Source organism: Leptolyngbya sp. AS-A5, from assembly GCF_039962495.1.
Taxonomy (GTDB): domain Bacteria; phylum Cyanobacteriota; class Cyanobacteriia; order Leptolyngbyales; family Leptolyngbyaceae; genus Leptolyngbya.
The window spans coordinates 1-17,081 of the sequence record NZ_JAMPLL010000013.1; the positions used below are offsets into that span (position 1 = coordinate 1).

18 protein-coding genes are annotated in these 17,081 nt (G+C 46.9%); 4 read left to right on the forward strand and 14 right to left on the reverse strand.

The features are described from left to right. Positions 1-142: 142 nt before the first annotated feature. From NC980_RS15525 to hisS, 3 genes are all read right to left on the reverse strand, one after another. Entirely contained in the window at positions 143-1,201 is a 1,059-nt protein-coding gene (locus NC980_RS15525; protein ID WP_190378053.1) for a hypothetical protein, read from the reverse strand. Between the two features lie 277 nt (positions 1,202-1,478). Beyond that, positions 1,479-1,919 (reverse strand): hypothetical protein, encoded by a 441-nt coding sequence (locus NC980_RS15530; protein ID WP_190378054.1) that lies wholly within the window; start codon positions 1,917-1,919, stop codon positions 1,479-1,481. A gap of 113 nt (positions 1,920-2,032) precedes the next feature. After that, positions 2,033-3,313: a histidine--tRNA ligase gene (hisS, locus tag NC980_RS15535; protein WP_190378055.1), complete on the reverse strand. Its 1,281-nt coding sequence runs from the start codon at positions 3,311-3,313 to the stop codon at positions 2,033-2,035. 640 nt (positions 3,314-3,953) lie between these two features. Between hisS and NC980_RS15540 the strand changes: the two genes are divergently transcribed. Then, a complete protein-coding gene (locus NC980_RS15540) occupies positions 3,954-4,679 on the forward strand; it encodes a manganese catalase family protein (RefSeq protein ID WP_190378056.1) in 726 nt (241 codons plus the stop codon). A 375-nt stretch (positions 4,680-5,054) separates the two neighbouring features. On the opposite strand, the gene NC980_RS15545 is transcribed toward NC980_RS15540, so the two are convergent. From NC980_RS15545 to NC980_RS15560, 4 genes are all read right to left on the reverse strand, one after another. Continuing rightward, entirely contained in the window at positions 5,055-5,726 is a 672-nt protein-coding gene (locus NC980_RS15545; RefSeq protein ID WP_190378057.1) for a hypothetical protein, read from the reverse strand. An 80-nt stretch (positions 5,727-5,806) separates the two neighbouring features. Continuing rightward, complete coding sequence (locus NC980_RS15550) at positions 5,807-6,118, reverse strand: hypothetical protein (protein WP_190378058.1); 312 nt, start codon at positions 6,116-6,118, stop codon at positions 5,807-5,809. A 27-nt stretch (positions 6,119-6,145) separates the two neighbouring features. Next, on the reverse strand, positions 6,146-6,472 hold the full coding sequence (locus tag NC980_RS15555) for a DUF6173 family protein (protein ID WP_190378059.1): 327 nt from the start codon (positions 6,470-6,472) through the stop codon (positions 6,146-6,148). Positions 6,473-6,929: 457 nt separating this feature from the next. Then, positions 6,930-8,240 (reverse strand): cytosine deaminase, encoded by a 1,311-nt coding sequence (locus NC980_RS15560; RefSeq protein ID WP_190378164.1) that lies wholly within the window; start codon positions 8,238-8,240, stop codon positions 6,930-6,932. 103 nt (positions 8,241-8,343) lie between these two features. On the opposite strand from NC980_RS15560, the gene NC980_RS15565 reads away from it, so the two are divergent. Then, on the forward strand, positions 8,344-8,967 hold the full coding sequence (locus tag NC980_RS15565; RefSeq protein WP_190378060.1) for a precorrin-8X methylmutase: 624 nt from the start codon (positions 8,344-8,346) through the stop codon (positions 8,965-8,967). Here NC980_RS15565 and NC980_RS15570 read toward each other — a convergent pair. The 5 genes from NC980_RS15570 to NC980_RS15590 all read right to left on the reverse strand — a co-directional run bounded on the left by NC980_RS15570 (position 8,964) and on the right by NC980_RS15590 (position 13,851). Continuing rightward, positions 8,964-9,743 (reverse strand): phosphate ABC transporter permease, encoded by a 780-nt coding sequence (locus NC980_RS15570; RefSeq protein WP_190378061.1) that lies wholly within the window; start codon positions 9,741-9,743, stop codon positions 8,964-8,966. The two genes, NC980_RS15565 and NC980_RS15570, sit on opposite strands and share 4 nt — an antisense overlap. Before the next feature lie 72 nt (positions 9,744-9,815). Next, complete coding sequence (locus NC980_RS15575; RefSeq protein ID WP_190378062.1) at positions 9,816-11,393, reverse strand: B12-binding domain-containing radical SAM protein; 1,578 nt, start codon at positions 11,391-11,393, stop codon at positions 9,816-9,818. A gap of 134 nt (positions 11,394-11,527) precedes the next feature. Further along, positions 11,528-12,607 (reverse strand): DUF4350 domain-containing protein, encoded by a 1,080-nt coding sequence (locus NC980_RS15580; RefSeq protein ID WP_190378063.1) that lies wholly within the window; start codon positions 12,605-12,607, stop codon positions 11,528-11,530. Then, positions 12,607-13,227, reverse strand: a complete 621-nt coding sequence (locus NC980_RS15585; protein WP_190378064.1) for a DUF4129 domain-containing protein — start codon at positions 13,225-13,227, stop codon at positions 12,607-12,609. The genes NC980_RS15580 and NC980_RS15585 overlap by 1 nt, the downstream gene beginning before the upstream one ends. 6 nt (positions 13,228-13,233) lie before the next feature. Next, complete coding sequence (locus tag NC980_RS15590) at positions 13,234-13,851, reverse strand: CPP1-like family protein (RefSeq protein WP_190378065.1); 618 nt, start codon at positions 13,849-13,851, stop codon at positions 13,234-13,236. 351 nt (positions 13,852-14,202) lie between these two features. Here NC980_RS15590 and NC980_RS15595 point away from each other — a divergent pair, with 351 nt between their 5' ends. Next, the gene (locus tag NC980_RS15595; protein WP_190378165.1) at positions 14,203-14,904 is read left to right on the forward strand and encodes a response regulator transcription factor; all 702 of its coding nucleotides are present in this window, start codon (positions 14,203-14,205) and stop codon (positions 14,902-14,904) included. Positions 14,905-15,105: 201 nt separating this feature from the next. Here NC980_RS15595 and NC980_RS15600 read toward each other — a convergent pair whose 3' ends face one another. Continuing rightward, positions 15,106-15,597 (reverse strand): hypothetical protein, encoded by a 492-nt coding sequence (locus NC980_RS15600; protein ID WP_190378066.1) that lies wholly within the window; start codon positions 15,595-15,597, stop codon positions 15,106-15,108. 99 nt (positions 15,598-15,696) lie between these two features. After that, positions 15,697-16,614: a histone deacetylase gene (locus tag NC980_RS15605; RefSeq protein ID WP_190378067.1), complete on the reverse strand. Its 918-nt coding sequence runs from the start codon at positions 16,612-16,614 to the stop codon at positions 15,697-15,699. Between the two features lie 138 nt (positions 16,615-16,752). Between NC980_RS15605 and NC980_RS15610 the strand changes: the two genes are divergently transcribed. Then, positions 16,753-17,073: a hypothetical protein gene (locus NC980_RS15610; protein WP_190378068.1), complete on the forward strand. Its 321-nt coding sequence runs from the start codon at positions 16,753-16,755 to the stop codon at positions 17,071-17,073. The last annotated feature ends 8 nt before the right edge of the window (positions 17,074-17,081 follow it).

The window sequence follows — 17,081 nt, forward strand, 5'->3', positions numbered from 1 at the left end:
CACGGTATGAAAAACGGGCAGAGAACTATCTGGCGATGCTGACAATTGCTGCAATTCTAATTTGGCTCAAATAGGGCATTACCTTACATTTAGACTTTGCAGATACGCCCTAGAACAATCTTTGCAAAGTTACATCAAGGCTTTAACACCCGTAGCCTGCACCCGTAAACACAGGTTTAAGCTGATTGCCCTGCAATTCATACACGCTGAAGTTAATTGATTCATAGCCATTGTTCTGAATCAACACTTCCTGTTTGCCGTCGCCATTTGCATCGATCGCGCCCAACACTTCATAAGCACGAGACACTTCACTCGTAGGAACAAAGTAAGGAACAACTTGACTTGCTAATATTTTTGGTTGTGGTGCAGTGTAGCCTAACCAAACATTGGCATAAATCGATTGTACAGTAGCACGATTTGAAGGCGTTACAGGTCTAGCGGGTGCTTTTCGCAGTTTGCCGTAGACTTCGGGTTTGCCATCACGATCGAGATCAAACACTTGCATATCCATCAGCGCAACTGAACCTTGCACCGATTTTGCCTGCGGATTTTTAGCGATTTCGCGAGTGCCGATCTGAATCAGGTCTTTACGGTATTGTTGTCTCTGAACAGGCGTTGAACGAACCGGAGTGACGGTAGATGGGACAGATTGTGCGGCAAGGGTAGAGCGCCAAGTCTCGTCAAACTCCTGACCGTTGAAGAAGCCGCTTAACTGTCTTTCACGATCGCGAGGAAGCTGATTGAACATTGTTTGTACATTAGATTGCCCAAGCAGTTTTCCTCGTCCGATTAACAGCGACGAACAAGCAAACTGACTCACGCCTAAGCGATCGATACTAAATTTACCTAGTGAATTGCCCTGAGCATTCACAGCCGTAAAGGTTGGATTGCTGTTGAGGACACTCTTTGCAGCATTGCGTTTGACAATATCGGCTTCTTTGGCATCCTGCCGCATTTGAAGTGTGACATCGAGACTAGCATCACTGTAGCGACCATTCTTGTACTGAACGATCGGATAGATTTCGCCACGATACTGTTGATTTAGATTGTTGCGCTTAACAATGAATAGCCCAATCAGATTGTCTTGACGCGGCGTTGGAGATTGAGCGATCGCAACAGAGCGCGATTCAGTACTTAAAAGCCCACAACTGCCTAACACTAAAGCAGCCCCGACTCCAGCGAAAAGCTTAAGATTAATCATTTTTGTGAATCTATAGTGATGACTTCAGGAAGAGGAAATAGCGTTAGTGTGTGAATTTCTCAGTGCAACTGGCTGTACATTCATCAACGCCATGCGTAGAACTCTCAACTGCTTTGATGTGAATTGAGTTCTGCATCAACCTCCATTACATAGATTCAGCGATCGGATCGTAAGTTCCGCAAAGCTTTTTCGGACTCAGCAACCCTGCAATATCCTGCTCTGAAGTGAATCGCATTCTCAAAAATCGAGCCGATTCACTTCGAGAGGTGTGATCACGCTAGTTTTTGTTCAGCGAGAAGACAAAATTGCTGTTGGCGACTTGTCCTGACATTGAGGCTCCCTTGATTGTGCCGCTCAACATCAGCGAAGTATTGCCGCTGAATTTCTCAAGCTTCAGAGTCACTTTGCCGCCTGTTTGCGTACCGATCAGCTTGCCTTGTTGCAGCACTCCATTTTCGCCCAAAACTTGCCATGTGCCTTGATAGCCCAATGCACTGCTTTTGATTTGCAACAGCAAAGATGTGACCGCATCATCACCTTTGCTGTGGATTCCGCCTTGCCAAACTCCGATCGCAGATGCAGGCATTGTAAAGCTGTTGAGAGGCTGAACTGGGAACTGTCCTTGCTGTACTGTTTGCGCTTGTGTCGGTTGTAGGGCGATTCCAGTCGTTAAAGTGGTTGCGGTAAACAGTGCGATCAAGGTGTTGCGAGCGTTCATTTGATATCTCCTAAGGTTTGAGTTGTGAAGTGTAAAACGTTGTTGCGTTCTACACTTCACAAGTAGGGCGGAGAAGAAACCTTTATGCACACCCGCTCAGAAAAAATGCAAAATTAAGCTCCCGATTGCTCCGCAAGTTGCTGCCGCAGTTGATCTGCATTGTTTAGTAGATCAGACTGTGAGATCGCACTTTGCTCCCCAGTTTTCAACCATTTAAGCTGTACAGTTCCCTGCTCTGCTTCAGCATCACCGAGAATCAAACAAGCCGCAGCCCCAGAACGATCGGCGCGTTTGAATTGCTTTCCGAACGCGCTGCCGCTCATATCCAGCTCGATCGCAAATCCAACGCGGCGAAACGATTGAGCCAGTTTTAATGCCTGTGCTTCTGCTTTTCCACCCCGCGACACAACATAGAAATCGATCGAGCTTGTCTGAGTTTGCTGCATTTTCTGCAATAGAATCACAAGCCGTTCTAATCCCATTGCCCAACCGACAGCAGGCGTATCCGCGCCGCCCAATTGCGCCACTAATCCGTCATATCGTCCGCCTGCACAAACCGTTGCTTGTGCTCCCAAATCATCCGACTGAATCTCAAAAACGGTGTGTGTGTAATAGTCCAAGCCGCGAACTAATCGGGCATTGATATTGCAAGGAATTCCGAGATCTTGAAGCAAGGCTTGAACATGATCGAATCTCTGTTTTGACTCTGCACTCAAGTAATCTAAGATGCTCGGTGCATTTTCTAAAATCGCTTGCGTTTGTGCATCTTTCGAGTCAAGAATTCTGAGCGGATTTTTAGTTAATCGCGTTTGAGAATCAGGATCGAGTTTGTCCTTAAATGGCGTAAGAAATTCAATTAATGCAGTTCGATAATTTTGCCGATCGTCTGCATTTCCGATCGAATTCAATTGCAGCGTCAGATTCTTTAATCCGATCGATTGCAGAATATCGGTGGCGATCGCAATCACCTCTGCATCGGCTCTCACATCCCCGCTTCCTAAAACCTCAACACCCAATTGATGAAATTGCCGTTGCCGTCCTGCTTGCGGACGCTCATAGCGGAACATCGCCCCGGTGTACCACAAGCGCTGCACGCCGCCTTGAGCCTGCATTCCGTGTTCGATATACGATCGCACCACTCCCGCCGTTCCTTCTGGTCGCAGCGTAATCGAGCGATCGCCCCGATCTTTGAACGTATACATCTCTTTGCCGACTACATCAGTTGCCTCTCCGATGCCGCGCTCAAACAAATCGGTCTGCTCAAACATCGGAGTGCGAATTTCTTGATAAGCCGCACGCGCCAGCGTTTCACGAGCGATCGCTTCAATTCGTTGCCAGTTGCCGATTTCTTCCGGCAAAATATCCCGCGTTCCGCGAGTCGCTTGAATACCCATGTCACACAAAATCAAATTCGCTTACTCAGTCTACCGACAAAGTTAAGCATTATGGTGACGACCCCTGACAAATTCCGCTAGTAAGGGCTAGGTTCTCGTCCATGCATTACTTGCAAAATGAAAACGTCATTGTTACGAACAACATCGTAAAGACGATCGCCATACTTGCCAAATCACGAGATTGAACGTTTATCTCAATCCAAACTCAATCTCCGAAGCCAGCTAACGGTAAAACGCAGCGGCGGTAGATAAACTTAAATTAAGTACCAGCGGCTTTCATCCGTCCGCTGCCATGGCGTGTTAGCTTGCCGCATAAAGTAATATTTATCATTAAACACTGGCTCATACCTACTCTTTACTAGGTGGTGTTTCTTCTCCTGGCAATTGCCGATCCTTCTTTAATCCCGTTACTACAGAATCTAAGATATCAGGAAAGGGATTGAACTCCTCCTACACCAATTACATAGCACCAGAAAAGGAGCCGAAGATATTGCTTATCTCCTACTTTAGATAAGCCTATCTCAACCTGTAGACCCACGTTTTCCCCCACCCTTCCCTCTATGGTGAGGAGGCCAATAGCTCCCATTTTGCAACACTTTGAGAATGGATTAGCGATAATAATAAGTAGGAAGAATAGACTATGTTTTTTCACAAAAAAGAACTCATCCACAACGTTGAGATTAAGGAAGCAAATCCTCGATATGCTCAACTGCTGCTAGAGCAGTTTGGTGGTGCTACCGGAGAGCTTACTGCGGCATTGCAATATTGGGTGCAGTCATTTCATGTAGAGGATGCAGGGATGCGTGATATGCTGCAAGACATTGCGATCGAAGAATTTAGCCATCTCGAAATGGTGGGCAAACTGATCGAAGGGCATACCAAGAATGTCGATCAAACAGAAGCATATAAGAGCACACTATTTGCTGTGCGGGGAGTCGGTCCTCATTTTCTAGATAGCCAGGGCAGTGCGTGGACTGCAAGCTATCTGAATGAGGGAGGTGATATTGTGCGCGATCTCAGAGCAAACATTGCCGCAGAAGCCGGGGCACGCCAAACTTACGAAGAACTGATCAAGTTAGCTACAGATGAAGGAACCAAACAAACGTTAGTTCATCTGTTAACGCGGGAAATTTCTCACACAAAGATGTTCATGAAAGCCTTGGAATCGTTGGGCAAATTGGACGAGCCATTTTTCGGCAATATTCAACCTGACGAGACCGTTGATCTTTACTTCAACTTGTCATCGGATGGGGAGAAAGATGAGCGTGGTGCCTGGAATTCTGATGAGAACTTTGAATACATTGCAGACCCGGCTAACCACGGCAAAGCTCAAGTTCAACGCAAAGCTGAACAAAAGCTAGGGTAGTGTTCTAGATGTGTGGAGTCGATATTGATATCGCTGTTTACCTGCCCCAGAGCAACCGTGTTTGACCCCATGATCACTGCCACAATCTGGGCAAAGTACAGGTTCTAAATCTACGTATAGTTTTAGAACCTGTCTCAATTCTCCCTTATCTCCACACGTCTAGAACGCTACCCACTCAAACCTTTATCTTTGGAACAACTCAACTGTAACTCAGCATCAAAAAATACCAGATAGCATTGAAGAACGTCCTCACCGAGAGATAGAGTAGCCTAACGGTTCGGTTGAGCGGCTGCAAGTAAACTTTGCATCCACACCGAGATCTTGCGGAAGTCCGCTCCAACCGAGTTGTTATGCGGCTGGTAAATGCATAAGATCTCAGCTTTTTTCGGACAACTTAATCAACGTAGTTACATGCATACACCACTCTTTAGATTGAAAATTGTACTGCAAGCTGAAATCTCCCAAACTTCCTTTCAATTGGTTTTCAACTATATACTTGACTGCCTTAACAATACTGCTAGGAATCATAGCTCTTGCTTCATCGGAGTGATACTTATTTAAGGCTATGCTTAATTGATTATTACCTAAATCAACTTTCAATATCAGATCTGTTTTCTGGTGGCGACACACAACGGCATGAGGATAATCTTTTAATAAGCCGTTGGTAACTGCAACTATTGTCGTCAGCTCTTTTTCCAACTTAAAGAACCATGATGCAATCTCTTCACGGTGACTTTCTCCTATTTCTTTGAGAGCATCACCATTTAGAAGTCCATCCAGATATTTTCTAATAAACGGCGCAATAACAAATGAAACCACTAATCCTATAGCGGGAGTGACTGGTGAAAGAAAGTTACTGCCGCTACCTCGGACAATCGGGCAACGAGTACCACCAAGTTTTTCTTCCAGAGACAGCAGGAAATGTTTTACCTCATCTGGGAAATCAGGATCGAGCAGATCATAGCTGTACAATAGCGAGATCGTCTCTAATTTAGATTCAGCTCTACTAGGTCTATTAAATCCTTCCCATGAACTTGAACTTTTCATGCTGATATATGGCTTGTTGGTCGTTTACTATTCAAGACTCTAAATCCAAACCACCTTCTCCATAGGACAGCAGATACTCATTACAGTTCAAGTTTCTTCTTCATGAGTTCTGCTGCTGCGGTTTTCTGCATTTCCTGCCAATTAGAAAACCGAGTTTTTTGGCTGATAAATTGATTCCATTCAGCCTCAGGAATAGAAAGAAAATCTTCGGCAGACTCAACAGAAAAACCACTTGCTTCTAGCATTAATTCAAAGCTTTGAAATTGTGTGTAGCTTTGGATAAAACCGGGAGTGAATAACTCAGCGAATGAAACTTGCTGAGGCCTACTTAACTCCTCAAGACGATTTAAGAACTGTTTTCCCTCAGGTGTCCACGAGAACTGAGCAGACATGATTTCTCCTTTGTGTATAGGGTCTAGCTAACCTTCATTGCCTGAAATGTTAAATCCAAAACGTCTTGGTTCCCTGTTTTCCTCTGGCGTGACTTTGACTGGCACAAATAGAATACTGATCTGTGTTACGTGCTGCACAAGCCGAGCTTTCTGACCTTGCTCAGTAGTTCCTGATAAAACAACGTAATAAGGATCTCGATAATTGATTGATTCGATATGCAAACATATACCACCCGCAAATGAAGCAAGGTAAGCGCCTATTTCTTCATCGGGTCTTAGTCCAGATTCAAATTCTTGAATCTCCTCAAGGAGACGATTGAACATCACATTGGCATAGCCAAATTTTTTCTCCATGCCCCAAACGATTAAAGTGTGGATGGCCGAACAATAAAGTACGGAACTCCTGCTCTAGTTTCAGCTTCACAGATGACTTTCCGATCAACTGCAATACTCATCAATTATTTGCAAGAACCGTCCCACCGATAAGATGAAGCCGCATAACTCTTTTTTAGACGGATTTGATCCGCCTTATTCTGTCTAACTCCTCTGATTAAGAGTCTTATATGGCTTTTCGTCTGGATAAAACTCTGAATCAGGATGATATATAGAATTTTGTCTGTATATCACTCCAAAACGGGCAACTATGTGGACGAAATTCTGTATAACACACTGATTTGGAACGTTATCTAGATGCACATCTACATAACACCTCAGATCTGGGTGATTAGGCAGGCGAGAATCTGTATAACACCCTAGTGCGGCGAGGTATACGGAAATCTGTCCATATAGTAGCGAATGGAACAGGCCTTTTTCATTTTTCAAGTAAATCATCTAACTCGGTATAGCTGGGTAAGGTCGTGTCGATCGCTTTTCCGTTTCTCAACACAATCCGATCGTGCTGCGATCGCGACAACAATTCCCGATAATTCCGCCCCTTAAATAACACTAAATCCGCAGGCAAACCAATCCCAATTCGCCCCGCATTTGGCAAACCCATTAAACCCGCAGGAGTCGAAGTAACCGCCTTCGCCCAATTCCCAAATGGATGATCTAACTGAGCAATTTTCACCGATTGGCTAAACACTTCTAACCCATCGTGGTCGCCGTAGGCATGAAACGGATCGCGGCAATTATCTGAAGCGATCGCCACCGGAACTCCTGCTTGTTTTAGCTCATGTAATAACGTGACTCCGCGCCATCTTGGAGTTTTTCCGGATCGTCTTCCTTGCAGGTAAAGATTGCACATGGGCAGGCTAACAATGCCGATTCCAGCTTCTTTTACAAGCGCGATCGTTCTGTCTGCCTCGGTATCTTCTTGAACTGCCAAACTACAACAATGACCGCAAACAACTTTGCCCTGATATTCATGTCGAATTGCGGCTTCTGCGACTCGACGTAAGGTATCTGAGTTTGGATCATCGTTCTCATCCGCGTGAAAATCTAAATTCAAGTTCCGTTCTTTCGCGAGTGAAAAGACGCGATCGATCTGTTGATCAATCTCAGGATTGATCAACGTCACTCCGCCTAAAATTCCATCAGATTCTGCGACTAAATCTGCAAGTTTTTCTCCTTCAGGTGTTAGAAAATAATCCAACGAAACCAGGCAAACGCCTTGCAAAACAATCCGATCTGCCCATTTCTTCCGCAAATCTCGAAACACCCCAAAACTGATCGCGCCTTGTTTATCTGCTGAATCTAAATGTGTCCGAATCGCTTTCGTCCCATGAGCATAGCTACACTTCAGACCAAACTCCATGCGACGATACACATCTTCCGCATCCCAATTCTTCTCTGAATCTGCGCGGACTGTCGCGAGTGCGCTCTCAAAGGTTCCATCTGGATTTGCTGCCCGATTCCAAATATGTCCCTTGTCTAAATGCGTATGCAAATCTACAAAACACGCCCAAACCATGCCGCCCTGTAGATCGATCGATGCAACTGCATTACTGCTCTGAGTTCTCGCTGGAACGATCGCAGAAATCACATCCTCGACAATTTCTAAATCGACGTTCAGCAAATCATCTGCCGAAGCATTCTGCGTTGTCCAAGGCTCCCCGCTCACGAACAAAGCAGCAGGAACATGAGCATTTCTAATCCAATAGTGATTTGCATCAAAAATCATAAAGTCTGAGCCATTGCATTCCTCTGATTTTGCCATGCAACTCGAATAAATCCGAGTAAACTAAGAAAGCTTGGAAACCAATGTAAAAAAAGTAACAACCATTATGGAGTGGCACCCGACCGACGCACAAAGCTTAGCCATCATCGATCGAGAAGTGGGTGATCACACTCTATCTCCGGCCGAATATGAAATCGTCCGACGAGCGATTTATGCAACTGCGGATTTTGACTATAAAACCCTGATTTATTTCTCGGATTTGGCGCTGCAATCCGGTGCAGCAGCGCTTGCGGCTCGGACAACCATTATTGTCGATGTGCCAATGGTGCAGGTTGGAATTAATACCAACATTCAAAACACCTTTGCCAATCCAATCTATTGCAGCATGGAGACGATCACTCGTCCCCAGAAAGAGAAAACCCGTGCAGCTTGGGGGATTGAGACATTAGCTAAACGCTATCCAGAAGGAATCTTTGTCGTCGGACAATCTCAAACTGCACTGATGACGCTTGCCGCCCTCATTCAAGCGGAAGAAATTAAACCTGCTTTAGTTGTTGCCACGCCGTCCGGGTTTCTCGATGTCGATGCTGCCAAAGCGCGATTGAGTGATTCTCTAGTTCCGCATATTCGCACCGAAGGCAGAAAAGGAAGCGCAGTCGTCGCGGCTGCGATCGTCAATGCCCTCGTGGATCTCGCGTGGCAAGCCTACGGCGGCAATCAAGCAAGTTAACGTCGCCGTCTCGATCGTGGAATCCGTTTTCTCGGTTGCGGTGCTTCAAACTGCTCGTAGCGATCGTCGTACTCCTCGGGTTCATCCCGACGATCGTCGTACTCCTCGGGTTCAATATCGATCGTGTTCAACCGCCGACTCACCGCTTCAAACTCATCGCGACGCAAGTAAGGATAATCGCTCACCCAAACGCCAACGCGACTGACAAACACATCGCTTACTTTAGCAATCCGACTCAAATCCGGTCGATCGGACATCACTAGCATTTCCGCCGTATCTCCAATCCGAATCGCTTGATGTTCGCGCTTAAGCGGCACTTGAATCCGCGTGGCAAATCCTGACTCATCCCCGACTTCTACATTAATCCGCCGCTCTCGATTCTCTGTGACAACCAAATCGCCCCGGTTATTCACACTTTCTTGAGTGCTAACGACTTCATCACTAACGAAGACATCAAACACCTCGCCGCGCAAAAATCCCGCGTACTTATAGCGCCGACACGAGGCATTTCGCGCTGCTGCCAGAACTGCGGGACTCCACAGCCAATACACCAGCGCAAACAGCGACATGAAGAACGTTACACCCTGAAGCACGTCCTGCAATTCGCCTGACGCAAAAAACGCTCGAATTAGCAGCACAGTTGCCAGTGCCGAGATCGAGATCAGCACTCGACGCAGGAAATCAGGAAACTTACCCCAGCAATACTTATACTGAGCGCCAGTCCCCACGAACGGAATCAGATCTTCAAATTTCTTACGGCTTAAAGGAACTAGCATAGGTCAGTCGATCGACAAACAAAACGGCGTTCCTTCAATTCTAGACTGGAGGAAAAGCACTGGTGCGATCGACTAAACGGCTTGCGCTTCAGAAGGCGCTGATTCCAGAGCATTGTTCAACTCCTGACGCGCCAAATAATCCGCTAATTGCGCCTCAATTTTAGTACGGACTGCTTGACGATATTCCAGGAAATGCTCATTCAGCGCACAAACCGAGAAGTAATGTTCTACAACGGTTGGATTGTGTTTCAGAATGCTGAATAAGTGGTGCCAGAATTTCCAGCGCGTTTCTCTCACGACCCCTTGTCGCCAACAAACAGTGAGAAATGCTCGGATAACCTTCCAGGTCACTTTTCTTAATTTTGCAGAATGTCTTGGCGCTCCCAGTTTCAGAAAATGGCGATAGGTGCGATCGAGATAGTTCACCGGATCATACAGCCGCCAAAATCCATCGATATATTCTCGTGTCACTTCCTCTAGCGGACGAGTCGGCACAAAGTTCATCAGCGTGGTTTGATTCAGGTTGGCGTTGTCTTCGACTAAGCGACCTTCTCGTTTTAAGCGATGCCAGAGTGCGGTATCGGGAAGGGCTTGCAGCATCGAGAAAATCGCGATCGGGATTGTTGTTTGCTCAACAAATCGCACAATGCGATCGCCCGCTCCCGATGTTTCGTTATCAAACCCGATGATGAAGCCTGCCATCACTCGCAGTCCTGTTCGGGTGATGGCATCGACTGCATCAGACAGGGAATTGCGTGTATTTTGATGCTTACTGGTCAGCGTCAAGCTCGATTCATCTGGCGTTTCAATTCCCAAAAACACGCCATTAAAATTACACTCGACCATCAGATCCATCAGTTCAGGATCTTGTGCTAAATCGACCGAAGCCTCGGTGCTGAGATGGAACGGATACTCATGCTCTGCCATCCAGTCTTTCAGCGCTCTCAACAAGAGTTTGACGTTGCGCTTATTGCCGATGAAGTTATCGTCCACCATGAAAATCGATCGTCGCCAGCCCAATTCATATAAACGATCGAGTTCGGCTAGAAGCTGCTCTGGGCTTTTTGTGCGAGGCTTACGCCCATAGAGAACAATGATGTCGCAGAATTCACACTGAAACGGACAGCCCCGCGAGAACTGCACCGACATATTATCGTAAGCCTCAAAATCCAGCAGATCGAATCGAGGAATCGGAGTAATGGTCACATCCGGTCGATCGCCCTCAGATCGATAAGTCCCTTGTGTTTCTCCGCGCTGAATCGCTGCGATAAACTTCGGCAAGGTAATTTCGCCTTCATCCAAAATTAAATAATCCGCTTCTGCGACTTCTTGAGGCAGTGCCGTTGCATAAGGGCCTCCAACTGCCACACGCTTTCCACGCCGCTTCGCTTCTCGGAGCTGCGCTAACAGATCCCCTTTCTGCACAATCATTGCCGACAGAACCACCAACTCTGCCCAGTCCCAGTCTGCCTCAGTCACCTCGCGAACATTGCGATCGACCAGCCTAAATTCCCAGTCTTGCGGCAGAATTGCTGCTACTGTAATCAGTCCAAGCGGCGGCAGCATCGCTTTCCTGCCCACAAGCTCTAACGCTTTTTCAAATGACCAGAAACTTTGAGGAAACACTGGATACAGCAGTAAAACACGCATATTGAAGCTGTGGCAATTCTTTCAAGAACGAATCAAAAGCTGTCGCAAGCTTATCTTGATCTTTCTGTTGACTTCTCAGACTTCGTATTTCGTAACAGTTCTGCAGGAGTTCTGCAAGGTTTTGTTAAAACTTCTCAACTCCACGGGAAGCTCTGCCTGATCTCTTTTAGGTGAGCCAGCCATTTGATTAACTCTTGCTCACTCAATCGCTGTTTCTCTGGAAAAAGTTGCGCCAGTTCTGCGGCAGGTCTTCCGGTTTGCTCCACCCACGCCTTGATCAACACTTCTCGATCAACCAACACCCCTCCAAGTCCTAACGATCGCTGGATCTGCAATTGCTCTTCACGCCCAACAACATCCACAACAAACTCACTCCGTCCCGCTTTGTACAACACACCTGCTAGAGCTTGCGTATACGCCTCGCTATCATTCACACGAGAAGTTTCAATCGGTTGTGCCTGTCCAAATCTGCGATTCTTTGCCCAAATCAGCACGATCGAAAGAACGATCGCCTGCAAAAGTACGACCGATAGAGGCGTTCCGAGCAAGTATCCTAACCAACTTTGCCGACTTTCAGTTTTGGCAGTTTCGTCGCGGTAGCCGTGCAGGTATTCATCAATCCAAATCTTTTTTCCAGTTACTAATTGCGCCAGAAACGGAAAATTCCCTGGCTCATCTTGATACGCATTAGCCGCTAAAAAAGACGTTACGGCATAAATAATTCGACCTTTTCCCTTGGGTTCTTCCCAAACGATCGATCCAAAGCGATCGCCCAACAATCGTTTAATTCCTTTATCGCTTGTCAGTCGTCTAGAAGTCTCAATTTTTACCAAGCCTCGATCGCTCTCGTGCTGCGTGGAAAATCCCGCCTCAGTTGCTGCTAGATCGCGTCCGCCTAGAACAATCCAAGTATTGCCGCGATCGATCCAGTTCAAATCGGGATTCGCCATTCCAAGCCCAGAGGGATCAACCTGGATCATTGTGTTTCCCGTGCCCGAAATTTGCTCAATCTCACGGATTGTTTTCCGCCACCGCTCAACCGGAGTTCCCTGACGCTGCATATAGGCATACCAAGCCCCGTAGCCATCCGGGGAACGGCTGAACGTAGAGCCGCTGGTAATTCGGTTGCTTCTGGGTGCGATAAACAGGGTTAAGCTGATGATCACAGCAAGCGCAATCAGCCCGAAAACCAAACGTCGATCGAGTTTTTTCATCACGCCATTTTTGCCATATCAACCGTTGCGCGTTCAATGTTGCCATAGGCGCGTTGGACTCGATCGAACATTTCCGCTGAAATTGGCGTATCGCTAAAACAAAGCAACTCGTGAGTTTCAAGTAACATTTGATACGACTCAGCTTGAGGCAGTAGTTGCACCAGCCGGGAATATTCGCGATCGGTACGGCTTTTGTCGATCGTAATCAGCTTCGTCTCATTCAACCGCTGCAGCATCGCCATATAAAGCGCCCTAGATGCTTCTCGGTAATTTCCCTGCTGTTGAAATTCCTGAGCAGACTTTACCCAGCGTGCGATCGTCCGCTCTTTTTCAGGCTGGGAAGCGGTGCGATCGAAAAACTTCGCAATCTCAGCTTGATTTCGATTTAGATAAGCGCGAACCCAGAGATAGATTTGAAATCCCAACCAAGCGACAGCCGAACTGACAAGCACCCAAAAACCTGCCTCTAGCCACCAAGACGGGAACCACCAATTTGGCGCATCGGGCAAATTCGGAGGCTGAGCCTGTGGAAATCGTAATTCAAGCCACTCGCCCACCCGCCGAAAAAACTGCTGGATTTGCCAATTAAAATCGCTTCTCTGGAATTGCTCAGCCGCCATCAGAAATTACTTGGTAAAGCTACTGACCACCCATAAAACCAGAAAAGTTACCAGACTGATAAAAATTTCGTTCGGGGGCAGCATCGGTACAGAGGGCTGCAACAGCGTATAGGCAACTCCACCGATTGCAAACCCCACCAACAAGCCCGCTACCCCTAGCAGCACCGCTCGCCCTAACTTCCGCTCTTTGCGGAAGAGAAAATACAACGCTGTTCCCGTCGCCAGCGCCATCGAAACTTGCAGCACCTGATCAGTGGGATAAAGATATACAAGCGTGCCTAGTCCCACCATTGCCACCCCAGGAAACGCGATATCCTGAGTGCTCGGCTGATCGATCAAGCTCATCAACCACTGATTCGATTTTGAGGCTGGAGCGGGAGTTTCAGTCGGAGTCGCTTGCACTAATTTCTCTGGAAATCGAATGCGATCGGGCACTTTGATCTTGCCTTCTTGGCGCAATCGAAGTCGCTCCATCAGCACAGAATCATATGCTGCTTCCACTTCTGCGATTTTTCGCTGATCACCTGCTAATTCTTCAACCAAACGGGCACGAGCCGTCTGAATCTCTTCAAACGTCGCACCTTCAGAAACGCCTAACTTTTCATACGGGCTTTGGGCACTCATGGGCTTGTTACTCCACCTTCTCTACCAAAGTAACCTAGCTGCATTGGGGATTACAACTAGAGTGTAGACGATGTGTTCCCGACTTGGAGATAAGTTTTCTGATCCAACTGGATCACCGCTTTCTCTGTAAAGCGCGGTCGCCGCGCTGTAATCAATGTGCGTATTCCCTACTTCTAGTTTAGATTCGACCGTAAAATTGCGGAAACTTTATCAAACCAGGATATTCTAATCAAAAGCTAAGGCATACTAATGCTGATGACAAATTTCTTCTGTGTAAAACAGAAATAGGAATTTTTTCTTAAACGCCCGATCGCTCCCTTCTCAATTTACTTTTAACGCAAAGTTATGGTCATGGCTCCAGCCAAGATACTCGTCGTGGATGATGATCCGGCAATTCGGAATCTCGTTCATCGCTTCCTTACCAAGCAAAGTTATCAAATGGAATCTGCCGAAGATGGCAAATCCGCGATGCAAATTTTTGAGCAGTTCAATCCGGATCTCGTCATCCTAGACGTAAATCTACCGGATGCGAACGGCTACTCGCTCTGCCAGGAGATGCAAAGCCGCACCAACGTTTTTGTCTTGATGCTGACCAGCCGGACAGATGAGGCAGATAAGGTACGTGGGTTCGCTCAGGGAGCAGATGATTACATCACGAAACCGTTTAGCTTGGTGGAGCTAGGTGGTCGAGTTGGCGCAATTCTCAAACGTCAACGGATTGTGACCACTGCCGAGCAGCAATGTCTCGCTTTTGGGGGATTGGTCATTGATCCGGTACGGCGCGAAGTGAAGCTGAATGATGAAATTGTGCCCCTAACCGCGCTAGAGTTCGATTTGCTGCACTTTTTAGCGGCGCATCCCGGACGAGTTTGGCGACGGGCGGAATTGATTCAGGAAGTTTGGGATTACGAGTACGTCGGCGATCAGCGAGTAGTGGATGTCCATATCGGACAGATACGCAAAAAGATCGAGATTGATACGAGCCAGCCTGCTTTGATTCAAACGGTTCGGGGTGTCGGTTACAAGTTTGAGTCGCCTGCGGCAGTTAGCTAGGGCAAAAAACTCAACCCAATATAAAACCGGGGAAAGCTTTTGCAAACCCCGGTTTTATTGTTTACAGATTTAATAGGTAGATGAACAAAATTAAGTTCCGCATTGGGTTTGGGCTTCGGCTGCGCTCAGCCTACAGTGATCTGGCTTTTGAGCGTTGAGCGTAGCCGAAACGCGGTAACCCATTCTGTCTACCTACTTGCATTAATTTAGCTGAGTGTTTGCAATGATCTCTACAACACGATCGTTCTTCAATCGAAGCATCAATAGCGAAGCGTTCGCATCATTGCTGTAAAAGATTCTGTCCTGAATCGTCGTGCTGGGTGTTCCATACACTCGCGTGACTTTACTGCGACGATCGCCCACTCGAACATCTTCTAGTGTGGCAACTTTGGCGCTCCGGGTTGAGATGGAATAGACCGATGCGTTGCGCGCTTGATTGGCTCCTTCTGGTACTTCCAACCGGACTTCGAACTCTGCATACTGCCAGCGCAGCAGTACCCCACAACAAGGAGACTTCTCTGCTTTCATTTTCAATGGCTTACCCAGCCTACGCTGCACTTCAGAGGCTTTCATTCCCAGTTTGATTCCGCCAATACCCATTCGAGAGTAGGAAAGTTCTTGCCTTGGGGAGGTGGGAACAGGCGCGGAAAATGAGATCGTTGGCGGAGCCGCGATTGTAGCAATGGTAAGCACAACAACTGGAAGAAGCGCTCTGTAATTTGAAGGCATCATCATTGGCGTATAGGGTGTTGAGGAATGCTTCAATCTGCGATCGACCCATTCCTCAACACCCTACAAACGGTATTGTCGAAAGACATCGCTCGCCGCCCGATGCACGATCGAATGCCGATAAACGAGCGCATCCATGTCTTCGGCATATCCGCCTCCAATCACACAAGCAACCGGATAGCCTTGCGAAACGCAGGTGGTTAAAACTTGCATCTCTCGACGATATAAGCCTGAATCTGTAAGTGCGAGTTTGCCTAAACGATCGCCCCAATGCGGATCAACGCCTGCGTCATACAGCACTAAATCTGGCTTGATTTCAGATAGTAAATCGGGTAAATATTCTGCCAAGGTTTGTAAGTATTCATCATCTTCCATGCCTTCTGCTAACGGAACATCTAAATCACTTTGCTGTTTTGTTCCAGGAAAGTTAATTTCGCAGTGCATAGAGAATGTAAAAACACTTGGATCAGATTGAAAGATAAATGCCGTACCATCACCCTGATGCACATCTAAATCGACAATTAAAATTCTTCTAACTAGCCCTAATTTCTGTAAGACACGAGAGGCGATCGCTAAATCGTTAAAAATACAAAATCCCGACCCATAATCGGGAAAAGCATGATGAGTTCCACCCGCAGTATTACAAGCTAAACCATATTGCAGAGCAAGTTTGGCAGTGAGAATTGTTCCTCCGACTGCGGTACAAGTCCGATTCACCAATTCAGAACTCCAGGGTAAACCGATGCGCCGCTGTGCCTTCGCATCAAGGGTTCCAGAGCAGTAAGCGCTGACATATTCGGACGCATGAACGAGTTCGAGCCAAGTTTGTGGTGGGCATTCAGGACGGTGAAATTGTGCGGGATCAGCGACTCGATCATTTAGAAGCATCTCGTAAAGTTTCTTAAATTTCTCCATTGGAAAGCGATGATCCCGTGGCAACGGTGCAACGTAATTGGGATGGTAAATTAGGGGCAAATTCATGCAAAAAAATGATCGATTTCTGTCTGTAGTTTTGTTAAAAAATTGCGTTCATTATTGCTATTTGTAAGACTTTCTAGAGTAGTAGACGTTTCATCCTTTAGACTGATTCATGACTTAAACCCGTCTTATACTCGCACTATGGCTCATTCAAATTGGCACGACTATTTGAACCTTGCTTCGTTCTTTGCCAGCGTCCTCGGACTCTATGTTTTGTGCAATAAAAAGCAAGCAGAGACAGAAGACGCTGATATTGCCGATCAGGTTCTATTTTCGATGGCGTTTGCCTATTGGATTGTACATTGCGTCGCGATTGGGGCACAGAAATGGATTTGCCCAGATTGGGAGGTTTGTATGCTGAGCCTCAAGTGGACAGGCGTAATTTCCTACCTCCTCACCTTCTCCTGCGCGCTGAGCCTACCGCTACATCGAATCGCCTCGACTCAACAGCAAGCGGAATAGTTACTTGA

Excerpts from the sequence above, each read along its gene's own strand:
- NC980_RS15525 (WP_190378053.1), bottom strand. The coding sequence starts at position 1,201 with ATGATTAATCTTAAGCTTTTCGCTGGAGTCGGGGCTGCTTTAGTGTTA.
- NC980_RS15530 (WP_190378054.1), bottom strand. The coding sequence starts at position 1,919 with ATGAACGCTCGCAACACCTTGATCGCACTGTTTACCGCAACCACTTTA.
- hisS (WP_190378055.1), bottom strand. The coding sequence starts at position 3,313 with ATGGGTATTCAAGCGACTCGCGGAACGCGGGATATTTTGCCGGAAGAA.
- NC980_RS15540 (WP_190378056.1), top strand. The coding sequence starts at position 3,954 with ATGTTTTTTCACAAAAAAGAACTCATCCACAACGTTGAGATTAAGGAA.
- NC980_RS15545 (WP_190378057.1), bottom strand. The coding sequence starts at position 5,726 with ATGAAAAGTTCAAGTTCATGGGAAGGATTTAATAGACCTAGTAGAGCT.
- NC980_RS15550 (WP_190378058.1), bottom strand. The coding sequence starts at position 6,118 with ATGTCTGCTCAGTTCTCGTGGACACCTGAGGGAAAACAGTTCTTAAAT.
- NC980_RS15555 (WP_190378059.1), bottom strand. The coding sequence starts at position 6,472 with ATGGAGAAAAAATTTGGCTATGCCAATGTGATGTTCAATCGTCTCCTT.
- NC980_RS15560 (WP_190378164.1), bottom strand. The coding sequence starts at position 8,240 with ATGATTTTTGATGCAAATCACTATTGGATTAGAAATGCTCATGTTCCT.
- NC980_RS15565 (WP_190378060.1), top strand. The coding sequence starts at position 8,344 with ATGGAGTGGCACCCGACCGACGCACAAAGCTTAGCCATCATCGATCGA.
- NC980_RS15570 (WP_190378061.1), bottom strand. The coding sequence starts at position 9,743 with ATGCTAGTTCCTTTAAGCCGTAAGAAATTTGAAGATCTGATTCCGTTC.
- NC980_RS15575 (WP_190378062.1), bottom strand. The coding sequence starts at position 11,393 with ATGCGTGTTTTACTGCTGTATCCAGTGTTTCCTCAAAGTTTCTGGTCA.
- NC980_RS15580 (WP_190378063.1), bottom strand. The coding sequence starts at position 12,607 with ATGAAAAAACTCGATCGACGTTTGGTTTTCGGGCTGATTGCGCTTGCT.
- NC980_RS15585 (WP_190378064.1), bottom strand. The coding sequence starts at position 13,227 with ATGGCGGCTGAGCAATTCCAGAGAAGCGATTTTAATTGGCAAATCCAG.
- NC980_RS15590 (WP_190378065.1), bottom strand. The coding sequence starts at position 13,851 with ATGAGTGCCCAAAGCCCGTATGAAAAGTTAGGCGTTTCTGAAGGTGCG.
- NC980_RS15595 (WP_190378165.1), top strand. The coding sequence starts at position 14,203 with ATGGCTCCAGCCAAGATACTCGTCGTGGATGATGATCCGGCAATTCGG.
- NC980_RS15605 (WP_190378067.1), bottom strand. The coding sequence starts at position 16,614 with ATGAATTTGCCCCTAATTTACCATCCCAATTACGTTGCACCGTTGCCA.
- NC980_RS15610 (WP_190378068.1), top strand. The coding sequence starts at position 16,753 with ATGGCTCATTCAAATTGGCACGACTATTTGAACCTTGCTTCGTTCTTT.